The sequence below is a fragment of the Pseudomonas sp. PICF6 genome (assembly GCF_009831705.1).
Lineage (GTDB): Bacteria > Pseudomonadota > Gammaproteobacteria > Pseudomonadales > Pseudomonadaceae > Aquipseudomonas > Aquipseudomonas rhizophila.
On record NZ_WUUD01000017.1, the window covers coordinates 1 to 18,697 of the forward strand.

At 61.2% G+C, this 18,697-nt stretch carries 16 protein-coding genes; 9 read left to right on the top strand and 7 right to left on the bottom strand.

From position 1 onward, the window contains the following. Window positions 1-585, bottom strand: a 585-nt coding sequence (locus GSM73_RS10295) for an OprD family outer membrane porin (RefSeq protein ID WP_160892430.1), incomplete at its 3' end; no start/stop codon positions are given. 859 nt (window positions 586-1,444) lie between these two features. Here GSM73_RS10295 and GSM73_RS10300 point away from each other — a divergent pair. Next, a complete protein-coding gene (locus tag GSM73_RS10300; RefSeq protein WP_160892432.1) occupies window positions 1,445-1,780 on the top strand; it encodes a DUF6124 family protein in 336 nt (111 codons plus the stop codon). A 208-nt stretch (window positions 1,781-1,988) separates the two neighbouring features. Continuing rightward, the gene (locus GSM73_RS10305) at window positions 1,989-2,609 is read left to right on the top strand and encodes a TetR/AcrR family transcriptional regulator (RefSeq protein ID WP_047230182.1); all 621 of its coding nucleotides are present in this window, start codon (window positions 1,989-1,991) and stop codon (window positions 2,607-2,609) included. Window positions 2,610-2,753: 144 nt separating this feature from the next. Here the strand turns inward: GSM73_RS10305 and preA are convergent, their stop codons facing one another. The 3 genes from preA to hydA all read right to left on the bottom strand — a co-directional run bounded on the left by preA (window position 2,754) and on the right by hydA (window position 7,013). Then, window positions 2,754-4,028 carry an NAD-dependent dihydropyrimidine dehydrogenase subunit PreA gene (preA, locus tag GSM73_RS10310; protein ID WP_047230183.1) on the bottom strand — a complete coding sequence of 425 codons (1,275 nt, stop codon included), beginning with the start codon at window positions 4,026-4,028 and terminating at the stop codon, window positions 2,754-2,756. Beyond that, window positions 4,029-5,396, bottom strand: coding sequence for an NAD(P)-dependent oxidoreductase (locus GSM73_RS10315; RefSeq protein WP_160892434.1), 1,368 nt, complete (start codon window positions 5,394-5,396; stop codon window positions 4,029-4,031). Window positions 5,397-5,573: 177 nt separating this feature from the next. After that, on the bottom strand, window positions 5,574-7,013 hold the full coding sequence (hydA, locus tag GSM73_RS10320) for a dihydropyrimidinase (protein ID WP_160892436.1): 1,440 nt from the start codon (window positions 7,011-7,013) through the stop codon (window positions 5,574-5,576). 622 nt (window positions 7,014-7,635) lie between these two features. Here hydA and GSM73_RS10325 point away from each other — a divergent pair. From GSM73_RS10325 to GSM73_RS10340, 4 genes are all read left to right on the top strand, one after another. Continuing rightward, window positions 7,636-9,114, top strand: coding sequence for an NCS1 family nucleobase:cation symporter-1 (locus GSM73_RS10325; protein WP_047230186.1), 1,479 nt, complete (start codon window positions 7,636-7,638; stop codon window positions 9,112-9,114). A 152-nt stretch (window positions 9,115-9,266) separates the two neighbouring features. Beyond that, window positions 9,267-10,550, top strand: coding sequence for a Zn-dependent hydrolase (locus GSM73_RS10330; RefSeq protein WP_047230187.1), 1,284 nt, complete (start codon window positions 9,267-9,269; stop codon window positions 10,548-10,550). A 117-nt stretch (window positions 10,551-10,667) separates the two neighbouring features. Further along, window positions 10,668-12,155, top strand: coding sequence for a helix-turn-helix transcriptional regulator (locus GSM73_RS10335; RefSeq protein WP_160892438.1), 1,488 nt, complete (start codon window positions 10,668-10,670; stop codon window positions 12,153-12,155). 242 nt (window positions 12,156-12,397) lie between these two features. Further along, window positions 12,398-12,646, top strand: coding sequence for a DUF1652 domain-containing protein (locus GSM73_RS10340; RefSeq protein WP_047230189.1), 249 nt, complete (start codon window positions 12,398-12,400; stop codon window positions 12,644-12,646). Window positions 12,647-12,687: 41 nt separating this feature from the next. On the opposite strand, the gene GSM73_RS10345 is transcribed toward GSM73_RS10340, so the two are convergent. Further along, window positions 12,688-14,073: a HAMP domain-containing sensor histidine kinase gene (locus GSM73_RS10345; protein WP_160892440.1), complete on the bottom strand. Its 1,386-nt coding sequence runs from the start codon at window positions 14,071-14,073 to the stop codon at window positions 12,688-12,690. Beyond that, window positions 14,051-14,734 carry a response regulator transcription factor gene (locus tag GSM73_RS10350; protein WP_047230191.1) on the bottom strand — a complete coding sequence of 228 codons (684 nt, stop codon included), beginning with the start codon at window positions 14,732-14,734 and terminating at the stop codon, window positions 14,051-14,053. Before GSM73_RS10350 ends, GSM73_RS10345 begins: the two co-directional genes overlap by 23 nt. A 280-nt stretch (window positions 14,735-15,014) precedes the next feature. Here GSM73_RS10350 and hcnA point away from each other — a divergent pair, with 280 nt between their 5' ends. Genes hcnA through hcnC form a run of 3 tightly spaced genes read left to right on the top strand, consistent with a single transcriptional unit; the run spans window position 15,015 to window position 18,011 of the window. Further along, the gene (gene hcnA / locus GSM73_RS10355) at window positions 15,015-15,338 is read left to right on the top strand and encodes a cyanide-forming glycine dehydrogenase subunit HcnA (protein WP_076386697.1); all 324 of its coding nucleotides are present in this window, start codon (window positions 15,015-15,017) and stop codon (window positions 15,336-15,338) included. Continuing rightward, complete coding sequence (gene hcnB / locus GSM73_RS10360) at window positions 15,335-16,744, top strand: cyanide-forming glycine dehydrogenase subunit HcnB (protein ID WP_160892442.1); 1,410 nt, start codon at window positions 15,335-15,337, stop codon at window positions 16,742-16,744. The genes hcnA and hcnB overlap by 4 nt, the downstream gene beginning before the upstream one ends. Further along, on the top strand, window positions 16,737-18,011 hold the full coding sequence (gene hcnC, locus GSM73_RS10365; protein WP_160892444.1) for a cyanide-forming glycine dehydrogenase subunit HcnC: 1,275 nt from the start codon (window positions 16,737-16,739) through the stop codon (window positions 18,009-18,011). Before hcnB ends, hcnC begins: the two co-directional genes overlap by 8 nt. 74 nt (window positions 18,012-18,085) lie before the next feature. Here hcnC and GSM73_RS10370 read toward each other — a convergent pair whose 3' ends face one another. After that, the gene (locus tag GSM73_RS10370; RefSeq protein WP_160892446.1) at window positions 18,086-18,697 is read right to left on the bottom strand and encodes a glutathione S-transferase; all 612 of its coding nucleotides are present in this window, start codon (window positions 18,695-18,697) and stop codon (window positions 18,086-18,088) included.

The window sequence follows — 18,697 nt, forward strand, 5'->3', positions numbered from 1 at the left end:
GGCGCGGAACTGGCCGCCGTACAGGCTCAGGCCGTTGATCTCGGTGGAGGTGACCTGACCGCCGCGGAAAGTCTGCGGCAGGGACCGGCCATCGTCAGAGCGCAGGATCGGCAGCACCGGCATCCATTCGCCCACTTTCAGCTCAGTTTTCGACACCTTGGCCTTGAGTGCGACACCCAGGCGACCAAAGTCATCGGCCGGGCGGCCATCGTCATGCACCGGTAACAAGGCGGTATTGGCAGTGCCGCGACCACCGTCGAGCTTGAGCGAGTACATGCCCAGCACGTCTACACCGAAACCGACTGTGCCCTGGGTGAAGCCGGACTTGGCGTCGAGAATGAAACTCTGGGTCCATTCCTCGGCTTTGCCTTGGGCGTTAGCCGGGTTGGTGAAGTTGCGGTTGATGTAGAAGTTGCGCAGGTTGAGATTGACCTTGGCGTCATCGACGAAGCCTTCGGCGCTGGCGGTCATTGGCAGGAACGCGGCAAGGCTGCTGCAACCGAGAAGGACCAGGGCGGGGCTGGCGTTGAGAAAGGTACGGCGGTTTTGACGGGGGTTGGGCGAAAAACGGACACGTGTGCTCACTATGACGCTCCCTACTTTTTTGTTGTTTTTATTTGTCATACGTCGTCGTACAACATGAGGTGGATTATTTGGAAGCTGCTCCTCGTTGTCAACTGGCCATTATCGGAATTGTCCAACTCGGGTGCGCTCAAAATGAGACGTTTCAATGGCTGGCGCTGGCCGAGCTCAAGATTGCAGGCCGTGGCGCCGTGTCGAAGCGTGGTTTGAGAGTAGCGGGGAGGGTGCTTGGTTGTGCGATGACTGGTCTAAGACATTAGTCGAATGCTGGCGATTGGAAGTCTTAAGGGAGCTCTTGCTCCCTCGCCACAGAAGCTTTCCCACAAGCAGCGCCGGTGTTTTTGATCGTTCCCACCCTCGGCGTGGGAATGCATCCAGTGACGCTCTGCGTCACCTTCCAGAAGCGGAACGCGGAGCGTCCCTGGCGACATTCCCACGCAGGAGCGTGGGAACGATCAAACAAGAAGGCTCTTGTGGCGAGGGTGTGTTGTTTAACCCTATGCCGGGTCCAAACGGGTTTGTGTTTATCCAGATGTAGGATCGTTCGGGGTCGGGCTACGTTGTCTTGCGCCGTTGCCTACAACTGCGCCAGAATCCGCCGGCTTGTGCGCCTGGGGGCCGGGCTCTATCGTTTTCGGGTCACTGATTGAATCAGTGATCGGGTTTGGTAGCCCGGCTTTTGACTTGACGCATAGCCCCTGTCATACAGTCCGTTTTGGTATCTGTTTTATGGCGGTCATGCGCAGGGCGTTTTCGGACGCGCCGGTTCTCCAAGTCACCGGTCTACCAACCCGCGTATGGCCGCCACCCTTCGTTTGGTAGCGAGAGTGATGGCTCCATTTTTCGATTTGGAGATTCACCTATGTTCAAAGTAACCCCCAACCCGCCCGGTACAGATCCATCCAATTCCAAGGCGTTCGACAAAGCCGCCGACCGCATCCTCGACCACTACCTCAAGCCCAAACCCAGAAAATCCGAGGCCGATCCCGGCCAACTGTTCACCGTCGCCAATGGCGTCGACACCGAAACCCTGCTCGCCAACCTCAGCGAAAACCTGGCCTCGGCCAATGCCATGGTCAGTGACTTGGCCTTCGACCTGGAAGGGTCCAGGCGCCACATCGCCCTGGGCATCCAGCAATTGATCGAACTGAGCGGATTGCTGGCGAACCGTGTGCTGGATAACGTCGAAGCGCACTAGCTGACTCACCCCTTGATCGTTCCCTCGCTCTGCGTGGGAATGCATCCCGTGACGCTCTGCGTCACTGCCAGAAGCGGAACGCGGAGCGTCCCTGGCGGCATTCCCACGCAGGAGCGTGGGAACGATCATCGGGAGACATGGTTAACACCTGTGTTTTCGACAGTGGGTGAATGCTAGTCTTGACCAACGCTGTCGTCAGGGAGCCCTCATGGGCAATCACAAGATCGAGATTCGTCGCAGTAACGTCGAGAAAATCCTGCTGGCCGCCGAAAAGGTCTTTGCCGAAAAGGGCTTCGGCGGCACCGCCATGGCCGACATCGCTGCCGAGGTGCAACTGCCCCGATCCAACCTGCATTATTACTTCAGCACCAAGAGCGAGCTGTACAGCGCCGTGCTGTTCGATCTGTTGGAGGTCTGGAAGCAGGATGCCTTGTGCTTCGAGATGTTCGATGACCCGCGGGTGGTGCTCAGCAGTTACATCCGCGCCAAGATGAACCACTCCCGTAGCCGGCCCTACGGCTCGAAGGTCTGGGCCAACGAAATCATCCACGGCGCCCCGACCCTGGGCCAGGCGCTGGATGCCAGCCTCTATGACTGGGCCAAGATGAAAGAGGCAAAAATCCGCCAGTGGGTGGAGGACAAACGCATCCTCCCCGTAGAGCCTTCAAGCCTGCTCTACATGATCTGGGCCTCGACCCAGCACTACGCCGACTTCGACCACCAGATCAACATCCTCAATGATCACCAGCCACTGTCCGACATGCAGTTCGAACGGGCGGTGCAGACGGTGACCAGTGTGATTTTGCGGGGGATTGGGTTGGAGCCTTGAGATCTGTGTTGAGGCTGATGGCCCTATCGCGAGCAGGCTCGCTCCCACAGTGGATTTCTGGCGTACACAAAATCTGTGAACGACACGACCCAGTGTGGGAGCGAGCCTGCTCGCGATGGCGTCAGTCCAGACGCCACAGCTTCTTCAGACCGCTACATGATAGGGATTACGCGGATCATGGTTCCAATCCAGGAACGGCTTGCCCGTTTCCACCGTCACCATCTCGATGCAGTCCTGCACCGGGCAGGTGATCTGGCAGAGGTTGCAGCCTACGCACTCTTCATCGATCACTTCATATTTGTGCGTCCCGTCCGCTTGCTTGAGGCTGGCGATGGCCTGGTGGGACGTGTCTTCACAGGCGATGTGGCAGCGACCGCAACCGATGCAGGCCGCTTGGTCGATCTTCGCGATGACTTGATAGTTGATGTCCAGGTACTTCCAGTCGGTGGTGTTGCCCACCGCGCGACCGGAAAATGCCTGCAGGTTGGCGTGGCCGTGATCGTCCATCCAGCGTGACAGACCGTCCTTCATCTCTTCGACAATACGAAAACCGTGGAGCATCGCCGCCGTGCACACTTGCACGGCGCCACTGCCCAGGGCGATGAATTCCGCCGCGTCGCGCCAACTGCCGATGCCACCGATGCCGCAGATCGGCAAGCCTTGGGTCTGCGGGTCGCGGGCGATTTCCGCGACCATGTTCAGCGCGATCGGCTTGACCGCCGAGCCGCAGTAGCCGCCGTGGGTGCTCTGACTGCCGACGATGGGCAGGGCGACCATGCGGTCCAGGTCGACGCTGGTGATGGAGTTGATGGTGTTGATCAACGACACTGCATCGGCGCCGCCCCGATGGGCCGCCCGGGCAGCGACGCGGATGTCGGTGATGTTCGGCGTCAGCTTGACGATCACTGGCAGCGAGCAATAGGTCTTGCACCAGCGCGTGACTTGCTCGACGTACTCCGGCACCTGGCCGACGGCCGCGCCCATGCCCCGCTCGGGCATGCCGTGGGGGCAGCCGAAGTTCAGCTCGATACCGTCGGCACCCGTGGCTTCAACCAGGGGCAGGATGCGTTTCCAGGATTCTTCCACGCACGGCACCATCAACGACACGATCAGCGCCCGGTCCGGCCAGTCCTTTTTCACCTGGGTGATTTCCCGCAGGTTGATCTCCAGCGAACGGTCGGTGATCAGCTCAATATTATTGATGCCCAGCACCTCGCGATTGGCGCCGAAGTGGGCCGAGTAACGCGACGATACGTTCACGGCCGCCGGGTCCTCTCCAAGGGTTTTCCAGACCACGCCACCCCAACCGGCCTCGAAGGCACGTACCACGTTGTAGGCCTTGTCGGTCGGCGGCGCGGAGGCCAGCCAGAACGGATTGGGGGCTTTGATGCCGGCGAAGACAATCGACAGATCGGCCATTTACGCAGCCTCCACGTTGAGCATGAGTTGAGCGTTGATCGCCTCGGCGGCAAGCTTGCCGTGCTGCACGGCCTGCACCGTCAGGTCCTGGTCCAGGCTGGTGCAGTCACCGCCGGCATACACGCCGGCGATGCTGGTGCGCAAATGCTCGTCTACCAGGATTCGTCCATCCTGGCGTTTGAGTTCACGGGCCAGCGGGTCCGCCAGCGCGTGGTCATCGAAGGCCTGGCCAATGGCTTTGAAAATCCCGTCAGCGGGCAGGTCGAAGGTGTCGGCGCCGGTGACCAACCGACCGTTCTCCAGGTGGGTGCGGGAGAAACGCATGCCCCGCACATTCCCGGCCTCGTCCAGCAGCACTTGTTGCGGTTGGGCCCAGGTCAGCAGACGCACCTGATTGGCCTTGGCGATGTCTTGCTCATGGCCGGTGGCGCCCATGTCCTCAAGGCCGCGCCGGTACACCAGGCTGACGTCCCGGGCACCGAGACGGGCCATCTGCACGGCCATGTCGATGGCGGTGTTGCCGGCACCGAGGACGATGCAGCGGTCGGCCAGCGGCAACTGGCTAAGGTCGTCAGCCTGGCGCAGTTCGCGGATGTACTCGGTGGCGGCCAGCAGCCCCGGCGCCTGTTCATCGCTCAGGCCCAGTTGTTTGCTGGCGGCCAGGCCGAGGCCGAGGAACACAGCATCGAATTGCTGATGCAAGTCGCTCAAGCTGAGGTTTTCGCCCAGCTTTTGCCCATGGCGGATCTCGATGCCGCCGATGCCCAGCAGAAAGTCCAGTTCGCGCTGGGCATAATCGTCCACCAGCTTGTATTTGGCGATTCCGTATTCGTTGAGGCCGCCGGCCTTTTCCCGGGCCTCGAACACCACCACGTCATGGCCGTGCATCGCACTGCGGTGAGCGCAGGACAACCCCGCAGGACCCGCGCCGACCACGGCAATGCGCTTGCCGGTGGTGGCGGCGCGTTTGAACGGGTGCTCGCTGAAGTGGGCGTTGTCCACCGCGTAGCGTTGCAACAGGCCGATCAGTACCGGCGCGCACTCTTGAGCGTTGTTGCGCACGCAGGCTTGCTGGCAAAGGATCTCTGTGGGGCAGACCCGGGCACAACTGCCACCGAGGATATTGGCCGAGAGAATCTTCTGCGCCGCGCCCTGGACGTTGTCCTGATGGATGTTGCGGATGAACGAAGGGATGTCGATCTCGCTCGGACAGGCGTTCACGCACGGCGCGTCGTAGCAGTACAGGCAACGGGATGCTTCCAGGTGCGCCTGTCGTGGGTTGAGCGGCGGCGCCAGGTCGCTGAAACGCGCGGCCAGGGTGGTCGGGTCTTCCTGGGAATGGGGGAGGTGACTCAAGGGCTGGATCATGGAATTGGCCTCACGGTGTTTGAGGTGCTGCCTCTGGTGGGCAGTGTTTTTTGTGTCCGGACTGGCCTCATCGCGAGCAGGCTCGCTCCCACAGGGATCTGCGGTGCACACAGATTTTGTATCCATTCAAAATCCAGTGTGGGAGCGAGCCTGCTCGCGATAGGCCGTAGGCCGCTATCAGCGTTTCACTGCAACCGGCCGGTGCAACTCCGCCCGCTTGCTCAACAAATCGAACACCGCCGGGTAAGCCGGTCGTTCGATGTAGCGTCCGGCGCCGCGTTCGGCCCGCAGGTCGCCATCGACCCAGACCAGCCGGCCCTGGCTGATGGTGTGGCTCGGCACGCCGCGCACGGTTTTGCCTTCGAAGATGTTGAAGTCCACCTGTTGATGGTGGGTCTTGGCCGAAATCGTGCGGCTGCCTTGCGGGTCCCAGAGCACCAGGTCGGCATCGGCACCGACGCGAATGGCACCTTTGCGCGGGTAAAGGTTGAAGATCTTCGCCGTATTGGTGGAGGTGAGGGCGACGAAATCATGCATCGACAATTTGCCGCTGTTGACCCCTTCATCCCACAGCACCGCCATACGGTCTTCGATACCGGCGGTGCCGTTGGGAATCTTGCTGAAGTCTTCCCGGCCGGCGGCTTTCTGTTCGGCGCAGAAACAGCAATGGTCGGTGGCGGTGGTGTGCAGGTTGCCTGATTGCAAGCCATGCCAGAGCGCTTCCTGATGCCCGCGAGGGCGGAAGGGCGGGCTCATCACGTAACCGGCGGCGGTCTGCCAGTCGGGGTGGCGATAAACGCTATCGTCGAGCAGCAGATGCCCGGCCAGTACTTCACCGTAGACCGGCTGACCCTGGCTGCGGGCATAGGTGATTTCATCCAGGGCTTCCTTGGTCGACACATGCACCAGGTACAGCGGCGTGCCCAGGGTCTGGGCAATACGGATGGCCCGGCTCGCGGCTTCACCTTCCACTTGCGAGGGCCGCGACAGCGGATGGGCTTCGGGGCCGGTAATGCCCTGGGCCAGCAACTTGCGCTGCAGGTGATCAACCAGCTCGCCGTTCTCGGCATGCACCGTGGGCACGGCGCCCAGTTCCAGACAGCGCTCGAAGCTTGCCACCAAGGTGTCGTCGGCCGCCATGATCGCGTTCTTGTAGGCCATGAAGTGCTTGAAGCTGTTCACCCCGTGATGGCTGACGAGCTCGGCCATCTCTTCACGAACCTGTTCACTCCACCAGGTGATCGCCACGTGAAAACCGTAATCACTGGCGCTTTTTTCCGCCCAGCCGCGCCACTGGTGGAAGGCTTCCATCAGCGATTGCTGGGGATTGGGAATGACAAAGTCGATGATCGAGGTCGTGCCTCCCGCCAGGCCTGCTGCCGTGCCACTGAAAAAATCTTCGCTGGCGACGGTGCCCATGAACGGCAACTGCATATGGGTATGCGGGTCGATGCCGCCCGGCATCAGGTATTGGCCGCTGCCATCGAGTACTTCGACATCGGCGGGCACATCCAGGTTTTCACCAATGGCCTTGATCACACCCTCGGCACACAACACATCGGCGCGATAACGTTCATCATGGGTTATTACGGTGGCGCCACGGATCAACAAAGACATTCCGAGTTCCTCGCAGGCATGACCGACTGATGCCGGTTCTTTATGTTGTATAGATCATGATGGGGAAGTGATGAAGTCGTGCAGAGTTCTAATCCTGTCACGGCTGTCAGGATTAGAAGCTAGCTGGAGTTTTACGAATCGGCAAGATTATTTTTAATGGGTTTTTTGAATATATAACTCATTGAAAAATATCAATTTAATCTATAAATCACCAAAATGGTGAGCCGCCTCACCATTTTGACGCACTTGACAGGATCATTATTTGAGCGAGATTTATCATGCTAAATCAGCAGCTTGAAAGGCGTTAAAGTGCGGTTTAGACGCTTCGCAATATTGTGGGGTGCACCACTTTGAATCTCGGGCTCGACAGAACGTGCAGGTCATCTAGCCTCAAGGGCACTGGCGCGCAGTGCGAGCGGACAATGAAATTAAATTAAAGCGTTAAATATCATAAAGTTGTCAGTGTTATATCGCTCAACCGGTCAACCCGGCGAGGCAATCGGCACAGTTATTGAGTGCTGTCGCTGCCAGGCAGGGCCGCCGGTAGAACGCGCGCTTTACATGCAAGTACTCCGGCCATCGCCAGTCGATGAGCAAAAATAATGAAAACAGTGGAGCGGACATGACCAGATCAACAGTGACCGAGCGCGACGGGTTATTCGAGCTTGAAGCCGGCAGCGATGTTCTCGACAGCCCCCGTTACAACCATGACATCGCGCCAACCCAGGTGCATGAGCGAACCTGGAATAAATGGCACATCACCGCGTTATGGGTCGGCATGTCGATCTGTGTACCGACCTACACCCTGGGCGGCGTGCTCACGGCTTATTTCGGGTTGTCGGTGGGTGAAGCGTTGCTGGCCATCCTGTTCGCCAACATCATCGTGCTGATTCCCCTGACCCTGAACGCCTTTGCCGGGACCAAATACGGCATTCCGTTCCCGGTGCTGTTGCGTTCGTCCTTCGGCGTCATCGGCTCCAACGTGCCCTGCCTGATCCGCGCACTGGTGGCGTGTGGCTGGTTCGGAATCCAGACGATGTTCGGCGGGTTGGCGATTCACCTGTTTCTCGGCTCGGTGTTCGAGGGCTGGAAGAGCCTGGGTGGCACCGGCGAAGTGATTGGTTTCATGGTGTTCTGGGTCCTGAACCTGTGGGTGGTGCTGCGCGGTGCCGAGTCGATCAAATGGCTGGAAACCCTGTCCGCGCCGCTGCTGGTGCTGGTGGGGGTCGGCCTGCTGATGTGGGCGTTGCCCAACGTCTCCCTGACCGAACTGATGGCGCAGCCGGCCAAACGGCCCGAAGGTGCCGGCGTGACCAGTTATTTCCTGGCAGGGCTCACAGCGATGGTGGGTTTCTGGGCCACGCTGTCGTTGAACATTCCTGACTTCAGTCGTTATGCCAAGAGCCAGAAAGACCAGATCGTGGGGCAGATCATCGGCCTGCCGCTGACCATGTTCCTGTTCGCCGCCCTCGGCGTGGTGATGACGGCGGCCTCGGCGAAACTGGTGGGCGTGACCGTCTCTGACCCAGTGACCCTGATCGGACACATTCAGAGCCCGTTGTGGGTGGCGCTGGCCATGGTGCTGATCATCATCGCCACGCTCTCGACCAACACCGCCGCCAACATCGTCTCACCCACCAACGACTTCCAGAACCTGGCGCCAAAACTGATCGGCCGTACCAAGGCGGTGATGCTGACCGGGCTGGTAGGGCTGGCGCTGATGGCCCACGAACTGCTGAAGAAACTCGGTCTGATCGTTTCCGAGGTCAGCCTTGAGTCGGTCTATTCCAACTGGCTGCTGGGCTATTCGAGCCTGCTGGGGCCGATTGCCGGGATCATGGTGGTGGACTATTTCCTGATCAAGAAACAACAACTGGACCTGGCCGGGCTGTACCGCGACGACGTCTACCCGGCCTGGAACTGGAACGGCTTCATCGCCTTTGGCGTGCCTGTGGTGCTGACGCTGCTGTCGTTGGGCAGCGATGCATTCAGCTGGTTCTACAGCTACGGCTGGTTCACCGGCTCGGCACTGGGCGGGGTGATTTATTACGGGTTGTGCAGTATGCGGGCGAGCCCGTCCATCGCTAAAACTGCGGTGTAAAGGAGGGCCTCATCGCGAGCAGGCTCGCTCCCACACTGGATTGGGGTGAACGCAAGCCTGTGTGCACAGCAGATCCCCTGTGGGGGCGAGCCTGCTCGCGATAGCGGCCTCAAGTACAACGAGAAAATGCCTGAAAAAACTGGAGATCCCCCATGAACGCAGCCGTCGACGTTCTACAGTCCACCCAACAGCACATCAATCGCGACCGCTTGTGGCAGTCGCTCATGGACCTGGCGCAGCTCGGTGCCACGGTCAAGGGTGGGGTGTGCAGGCTGGCCCTGACCGATCTGGACCGCCAGGCCCGGGACTTGTTCGTGCAATGGACCGAGGCAGCCGGCTGCACCGTCAGCATTGACGCGGTGGGCAATATTTTCGCCCGTCGGCCGGGGCGCAATCCGAACCTGCCACCGGTGATGACCGGCAGCCACATCGACACCCAGCCTACCGGTGGCAAGTTCGACGGATGCTTCGGTGTGCTGTCCGGCCTGGAAGTGCTGCGCACCCTCAATGACTTGAAAATAGAAACCGAAGCACCGTTGGAGGTGGTGGTCTGGACCAACGAAGAAGGTTCGCGCTTCGCCCCGTGCATGATGGGCTCCGGCGTATTCGCCGAGAAGTTCACCCTCGAAGAAACCCTGGCCAAGACCGACGCCGAGGGCATTACCGTCGGCCAGGCACTCAATGCTATCGGCTACGCCGGGCCACGCCCGGTCAGCGGGCATCCGGTGGGGGCGTATTTCGAGGCGCACATCGAGCAGGGGCCGATCCTGGAGGACGAACGCAAGACCATCGGTGTGGTGATGGGGGCACTGGGGCAGAAGTGGTTCGATCTGACCTTGCGGGGCGTCGAAGCCCACGCCGGCCCGACCCCGATGCACCTGCGCAAGGACGCTTTGGTCGGTGCTTCGATCATCGTCGGCGCCGTCAACCGCGCGGCCCTCGGCCATCAACCCCATGCCTGCGGCACGGTTGGCTGCCTGCAAGCCTATCCCGGTTCGCGCAATGTCATCCCCGGCGAAGTGCGCATGACCCTGGATTTTCGTCACCTGGAGCCGGCACGCCTGGATTCGATGATCGCCGAGGTCAGGCAAGTCATTGATGACACCTGTCAGCAACACGGCCTGACGTATGAACTGACCCCTACGGCTGACTTTCCGCCACTGTACTTCGACAAGGGTTGTGTCGAAGCTGTGCGCGGTGCTGCCCAAGGGCTGGGCCTGTCCCACATGGACATCGTCAGCGGCGCAGGCCACGACGCGATCTTCCTCGCCGAACTGGGGCCAGCCGGGATGATCTTCGTGCCGTGCGAAGGCGGCATCAGCCACAACGAAATCGAAAACGCCGCCCCGGATGATCTGGCTGCCGGGTGTGCGGTGCTGCTGCGAGCGATGCTCGCCGCCTCACAGGCGATTGCCGAGGGACGCATGGCGGCTTGAAGCAGCTTGAGGATTAAAAGATCGCAGCCTCGTTGCACTCGACAGTTCCTATAGGGGAACGTGTCATCGCCGCGGATGGTCGTAATCTCCATGCTCCTCTGACCACATGGAGACCCGATGAGCCAGGATGTCCCGACTACCGATACCAATCGTCGTCAACTGCTGCAAATCATCGCCGGGCTGTCTGACGGGGTGATGTTGATCGAAGTCGATCAGACCATCGCCTGGGCCAACGAAGCGGCGTTGACCATGCACGGGGTCACTGACCTCAAGGAGCTGGGGGCCAACGCCGAGGAATACGCCCAGCGGTTCAATTTGCGTTATCGCAACAACCACCCGCTGACCGCGGACAACTACCCCATTGCTCGGGTCGCCCGTGGCGATGAGTTCAGCGATGTATTGGTGGAGGTCACGCCCGAGGCTGATCCGGACCGCACCTGGGTTCATCGGATTCGCAGCATGGTGCTGACCGACCGTAGCGGCCAGGCGGAATTGCTGGTGCTGATTCTCAGCGATGCCACCGAGTGGGCCAGCGCCGAGCAGCGTTTTGAAAGAACCTTCGGTGCCAACCCGGCGCCGGCGGTGATCTGCCGCCTCAGTGACTTGCGCTATATCAAGGTCAACCAAGGCTTTCTGGAAATGACCGGCTACAGCCGCGAGCAGGTGATCGGGCGTTCGGTGTATGAGCTGGATGTGCTCGAGGCCGCCGAGAAACGTGACTTGGCCATCGAGCGCCTGGGGCAGGGCGCGACCATTCCGCAAATGCAGGCTGAGTTGAAATTGCCAGGGGGCGGCAGCAAGCAAGTGATTGTCGCGGGCCAGCCGCTGGATGACCTGCATGACGAAGACTGCATGCTGTTTTCCTTCATGGACATGGAGCCGCGCCGCAAGGCCGAAACGGCGTTGCGCCAGAGCGAGGAGCGCTTTGCTAAATCGTTCCGTCTCACGCCCGTGCCAACCCTGGTGTGCAGCGCCGAACAGCAACTGCTCGAGATCAACGAAGCCTTTCTTCAGACCACCGGTTATGCCAGTGAAGAACTGCTGGGCAAAACCGTGGAGGAAATCGGCTTTCTCGACGCGGATGCCTGCGCCGCACTGTTTGCCACGCTGGAAAAAACCGCAACCGTGTCCAGCGTCGACGTCAAGGTTCACAAAAAGGGTGGGGAACAGATCGACTGCGAGATGGCGGCCGATACTGTCGTCATTCAGGACAAACCGTGTTATTTGCTGGTCTTGATGAACATCACCGAACGCAAACGCTCGGAGCTGGAACTGGTGGCGGCTATCGAAGAGGTGATGAAAGATGCCTCCTGGTTCAGTCGGACCCTGATCGAAAAACTGGCCAATGTGAAGAGCATCAACGCCCAGTTGCCCAGCACTTCATTTACCGAGCTCACAGCCCGGGAGCGTGATGTGCTGGGGCTGATCTGTCAGGGCCTGGCCGACAAGGAAATCGCCGCGCGCTTGAAGCTGGCCCCCAATACCGTGCGCAATCACGTGGCGACGCTGTACTCCAAACTCGATGTTCACAGCCGCAGCGAGGCAATCGTCTGGGCGCGCGAACGCGGCCTGTTCGCCAACGAGTGGCGAATGAAGGCACCATGATGGCCAGTGCAAATGCACCGGGCGTGCTGGTGCAAATTCGGGTTTTGCCCGCGCCGTTGGCTCCTTAGGCTGTGAGGGTGCGGCATTCTCTGCGCAATGCCGCGTCCCCCACGAAACAGTCAAGGAACACGCCACAATGAGCAGTGAACGAATCAATCGTGCAATCGCAAGGACGCTTGCCGGGCCTATGAGCCCGCAGCTGCCCGCCGGTCGCTCGCGGCTACAGCGCTGAGGAGCAACGGATGACCCTACTGGCCCCCCTGCGCGCCCGACTCGAAGAAAGCTTCAAGCCACTGGCCTGCGAATGCAGCCTCAACGGCGACGGAACCCTTACCGTACGTCTGTATCACCGCGAAAGCGGGGAGGTGGATCTGGTGGTGAGCGGCATGAGCGTCGACAGCGTCCGCTCGGAAGAAAGCCTGGCAAAGCTGATCGATGAGTTGCGGTATGAGCTTGAAAACACCCCGCTGTATCGAAGTGACCCCGCCTGAATGATCCGCTGAACTTTTCCGCTGAACTTGGTAGCCGCCACCTACAGCAGCGTCGCCCGGCAATCGAGTGCCAGCCGAGCGCCGCCTTGCTCGCTGCTGCCCACTTCCAGCGTGAACCCGTGCAAGTTGACAATCGCCGCGACGATCGACAGCCCCAGGCCAAAGCCGCTCTGCTGGCTGCTGCCCTCGGCGCGGTAGAAGCGGCGAAACACAGCCTTGCGCTCCGCCTCGGGGATTCCGGGCCCGGAGTCGAGCACTTCGATGCGGCTGCTGTCGCCCTGATCAACGCCACGCAGGATCACCTCACCGCCCGGCGGGGTGAATTTGATCGAGTTGCTCAGCAGGTTGGACACCGCCTCGAACAGCAATGCCCGGTCGCCGTTGAGCAAGGGCAGGGCAGCGGGTACTTGGAGGGTGAAGGTCAGTTCCCGCTCCTCGGCCAGCGGCAGATAAAAATCGTGCAGTTCCTGCAACAACTGCAACGGATCGAGGCGCACGAACCCTGAGCGTCGTTGCTGGTCTTCCAGCTCGGAAATCCGCAACAAGCCCCGAAACCTCGCCATCAGGGTGTCAGTCTCGGCAATCACCTGATCCATCTGCAACGCCTCGGGCGAGCCGTCCGGGGCTTGCTGCTGGATGCGATAAAGCTGGGCGCGCAGGCGAGTCAGCGGGGTGCGCAGGTCATGGGCGATGTTGTCGCACACGCCCTTGACCTCGTTCATCAGGCGTTCGATACGATCGAGCATGGCGTTGACGATTGCCGCCAGCATGTCCAGCTCATCGCGACGGCTCGACAGCGGCAGGCGATGGGTCAGGTCACCGGCCACGATGGCCTCGGCACTGGCCTGCAGTTTGCGGATGCGTTGCAAGGGTCGCCGACGCAACAGATGCCAGCCGGCAATGCCCGGCAAAATGGTCAGGGACACGCCCCAGAACAACGCGTGCAGAATGATGCGCGTGACAGCGAACAGCGAGCCGTTGTCCCGCGCCAGGACCAACCAGCGGCCGTCCTGGGTCCTGGTCGCCACCGCGTCGCAACTGTCGGAAGGAATACCTGGATCCCTGGAATCGACGCAGCCGCCGAGCATATGAATATTGCCGTCCAGGGGCAGATCGGGGGGGACGTGCCGGATCGGTCCGCTCAAGTGGCGCAATTGCGGATCGAACAGGCCGTAGGCGTCGACGCCGCGTTCATCCAGGGTCAGGCTGGCCATGAGAGCATCTTCCAACTGATCGCCATGAATACGTGCGAACAGGTGCTGACGCTGCATCAGGGAGTGCTTGGCAAGGCTGTCGAGGTAACCGAACACTTCGTAATACATCACCCCCATCAGGACCGCGCTCCAGAGCACGAACAGCGAACTGTACAGCGCCAGCAGGCGACTGCTGGAGGAGCGCCAGCCCTTAGCGGGGTTCAGCAATGACATAGCCGGAACCTCGTACCGTGCGAATCAGCGGTTCCAGGCCCGGCGGGTCGATTTTCTTGCGCAGGCGGCCGATATGGACGTCGATCAGGTTGGTGCCGGGATCGAAGTGATAGCCCCAGACCTCTTCGAAAATCATCATGCGCGAGAGGATCTGGCCGCTGTTGCGCATCAGGAACTCCAGCAGCTTGTATTCGGTGGGCAGCAGGCTGAGCAGTTGCCCGTTGCGGCTGGCTTCGCGGCTGATCAGGTTGAGTTCCAGGTCGGCCACCCGCAGTGCGGTTTCCGGCTCGCGGGCACCGTTGTTGCGTCGTAGCAGGACTTCGACCCGGGCGGCCATCTCGTCGGTGGCGAACGGCTTGGTCAGATAATCGTCGCCACCGGCCCGCAGGCCGCGCACCCGCTCGTCCACATCGGAGAGGGCGCTGATCATCAGGATCGGCGTGGCCACGCCCATGGTGCGCAACGTCGTCACGATCACCAGCCCGTCGAGTTCGGGCAGCATGCGGTCCAGGGTGATCAGGTCGTAATCGCCGCTCACCGCCCGTTCCAGGCCCTCGCGGCCGTTGTCGACCCAGTCGACATCCAGGCCATTGCGGGTCAGTTCGGCGACGATTTCACGGGCGGTCACGGCGTCGTCTTCGATGGTCAAAATGCGGTTCATGGGCGGTACCGGGTGAGAAATTGAAGCCATTGCGCAGCATTCTGCCAAAAAATACCTGTCGGCTTTCTGAAAAAATGTTCATGGACGCCGACAGCGGTATTCACTGGCCTGGATCAACACTTGGTCACAAATAATCCCTAACATAAATTTAGTGCGCACCATCATGCTGCGTCCGTTGCCCTGCTTTGGCGCGCTGTCGCTGATGGGCACTGACACGAACCGGTGATGGTGTGCCGCAAGGAGCCGAGACCTCACTGAACCTTCAAGGAAGAGCAACATGATGCAACCTCAAGACCTTCTACGCCGAAAATTTGATATCCAGCCGCTGCAGCAGGCCGACATGACGGTGCACCTGGACGGGCAGTCCGTCAGCGCGGCCCAAGGTGAAACCGTCCTCAGCGTCATTCAGGCCCTGGGCCAGCGCCAGGTAGCACGCAACGATCACGACCAACTCAGTGGCGCATACTGTGGCATGGGCGTGTGCCAATGTTGCCTGGTCAAGATCGACGGCCGCCACAAGCGCCGCGCCTGCCAGACCCAAGTGCGTCCCGGCATGCAAATCGAAACCCGGGCCAATCGCATCGCCGAAAGGGAGGCACCATGAACCTCCATCCGGTGATTGTCGGCGGCGGGCCGGCGGGTATGGCCGCGGCCATCGAGCTGGCCACCCACGGGGTGCGTTGCACCCTGCTCGAAGAAGCGCCGCGCCTGGGTGGCGTGGTCTACCGCGGGCCGCTGCGCGACGGGGTGAGCCTGGATTACCTCGGGCCGCGCTACAGCGAAGCCCTGAACAAACTCCACGGTGAGTTCCAGCGCTACGCCGGGCTGATCGATGTGCAACTCAACCACCGCGTCATCGGCGCCGAAGGGTTCAAGGCGCTGATGCTGCTGAACGCCGATGAACAACTGCGCGAGGTCAGCTATTCCCACCTGGTGCTGGCGGCCGGTTGTCACGAGCGCAGCGTGCCGTTCCCTGGCTGGACACTGCCGGGGGTGATGCTGCTCGGTGGTCTGCAATTGCAGATCAAGAGCGGAGCGGTCAAGCCGCCGGGGCCGGTGGTGATCGCCGGTACAGGCCCGTTGCTGCCGCTGGTGGCCTGTCAACTTCACGCTTCGGGCGTGGCCGTGGCGGGCGTCTATGAGGCTTGTGCCTTCGGCAAGATCGCCAGGGAAAGCCTGGCATTGCTGAACAAACCACAATTGTTCCTCGACGGCCTGAGCATGCTGGCTTATCTCAAACTGCATCGCATCCCCGTGCGTTATGGCTGGGGAGTGGTACAGGCCAACGGCGAGGGCGAGCTGGACATCGTCACCGTTGCACCGTATTCCAGTACCTGGGAGCCCGACCTCGAACGAGCCGAACAGGTCCCGGCCCAGACGCTGGCAGTCGGCTATGGTTTCATCCCGCGCACCCAATTGAGCCAGCAGATGGGCCTGGAGCATGGCTTCATCGATGACGGTTATTTGCGGGCAGTGTCCGATGCCTGGCAACAAAGCAGCGAGGCGCACATTCACCTGGCCGGCGACGTGGGCGGGATTCGCGGTGGCGAAGCCGCCATGTTGAGCGGGCGCATCGCCGCACTGTCGATCCTGATGCAGGCCGACCTGCTGGATTCGTCCACTGCCCTGGAGTACCGCGACCGGTATAGGGCGCAACTGGAGCGGATCATTCGCTTTCGCGCCGCCGTGGACCGCTACACGCAACGCGGCGCCGGACAAACCGCGTTGCCGACCGCCGACACGGTCATTTGTCGCTGCGAACACGCGACCCGCGCCGACATCGACCGCGCCCTGGAGCAGGGCGTGCAAGACATGGCCAGCCTGAAAATGCGCACCCGCGTGAGCATGGGTGACTGTCAGGGGCGGATGTGCGTGGGCTATTGCAGTGATCGCCTGCGCCAGGCCACCGGGCGTGCCGACGTTGGCTGGCTGCGGCCGCGTTTCCCCATCGACCCGATTCCCTTTTCAGCCTTTCAGAACGTCGGCACGGAGGCCCTCCGGCATGACTGAGCATTCAGACCTCAAGCACTATGATGTCGTTATCGTCGGCGGGGGCGTGATCGGTGCGTCCTGTGCCTATCAACTGTCCAAACGCAAGCATTTGAAGATCGCCTTGATCGACGCCAAGCGCCCCGGCAACGCCACCCGCGCTTCGGCCGGCGGCCTGTGGGCCATCGGTGAATCCGTGGGCCTGGGCTGCGGGGTGATTTTCTTTCGGATGATGTCGGCCAACCGCAAGCGCCAGGCCCAGGGCGCCGCCGTGGCGGTGGACGCCAGCACGCCGCACATCCTGCCCCAGTCGTTCTTCGATTTCGCCTTGCAGTCCAACGCGATGTATCCCCGACTGCACCGCGAGCTGATGGACAACCACGGCATGGACTTCAAGTTCGAGGAGACCGGGCTCAAGTTCGTGATCTACGACGATGAAGACCGTTTGTATGCCGAGCACATCGTCGCCTGCATTCCCCACCTGGCCGATCAGGTACGCTGGCTCGACCAGGCCGCCCTGCGCGAGGCCGAGCCGAATGTCAGCCATGAGGCCCGGGGCGCGCTGGAGTTTCTGTGCGACCATCAGGTCAGCCCGTTCCGGCTGGCCGATGCCTACACCGAGGGCGCCCGGCAGAACGGCGTCGATATGTTCTTCAACACCAACGTGGCGCAGGTGCTTCGAGACGGGGCGCGGGTGACAGGGGTGAGAACCGCCGAAGCCGGGACGTTCATGTGTCGGACGTTGATCAATGCCGCCGGTGCCTGGGCGGCGGACCTGAGCGAGCAAGCCACCGGTGTGCGGATCCCGGTCAAGCCGGTCAAGGGGCAAATCCTGCTGACCGAACGCATGCCGAAGATCCTCAACGGGTGCCTGACCACCAGCGACTGCTATGTCGCGCAAAAGGACAACGGCGAGATCCTCATCGGCAGTACCACCGAGGACAGGGGTTTCGACGTGACCACCACCTACCCGGAAATCGAGGGGCTGGTGCAGGGCGCGATGCGCTGCATACCGCAGTTGGCCGACATCAACCTGAAACGCACCTGGGCCGGTTTGCGCCCCGGCTCACCTGATGAGTTGCCCATCCTGGGCCCGATGCGCGGCGTGGAGGGGTACCTAAATGCCTGTGGGCACTTTCGCACCGGCATCCTGACCTCGGCCATCACTGGTGTGCTGCTGGACAAACTGCTGAACAACGAGCCCCTGCCGCTGGACATCACGCCGTTCCTGGCGGATCGCTTCGAGGTTGTGCCGGTGGTAAAGCCAAAGGAAATGGAGCTGACTTGAAGCAATTCTTTGTGCCGAACACAAATTTTGCAGTCCCCCGGCCCCAAACTGTGGGAGCGAGCCGCGCTCGTCCGCTATACCATCGGCGTGCTGACAAACGCCTCCAACCCTTCGGCATAGGCGGTAAACGCGCTGATTGATGGAAATGACTTACCCTGCACCTGATCCGGCACCACCAGGTTGGTGAAGCTCCAGGCCACTGCCACGGTGATGCCCGCCTGATCGAGGGTGCCATCGGTGGCCAGGGGCTGTTTCACCAGTTCCTGTTCGAGCATGTCATAGGCCGCCGCCAGTTGGCCTTCCACGCGTTCGACCCAGGGGGCGTGTTGGATTTCTGTCGGCCGAAGGTTGCGTTCGTAGTAGATCTGCACCGACTTCTCGCACGCCGCCAGGGCCAGGCCAATCACGCGCAATGCGCGCAGCCGTTGCCCACTGTCGACCGGCATCAGGCTTTTGCCCGGCGCGGCCAAGGCTTCGAGGTAGTCGATGATCAATGTGGAATCCATCAGCACGTTGCCATCGTTGAGCACCAGGGTCGGTGCCTTGACCACCGGGTTGATGCGCTGGAACTGTTCGAAATGCCTGAACACCGAAACGGACTCGTGTTCCAGGGCAACCCCCAGGCACTTGGCGGAAATGGCGACGCGTCGCACGTAGGGCGAGTCCAGCATGCCGATCAGTTTCAT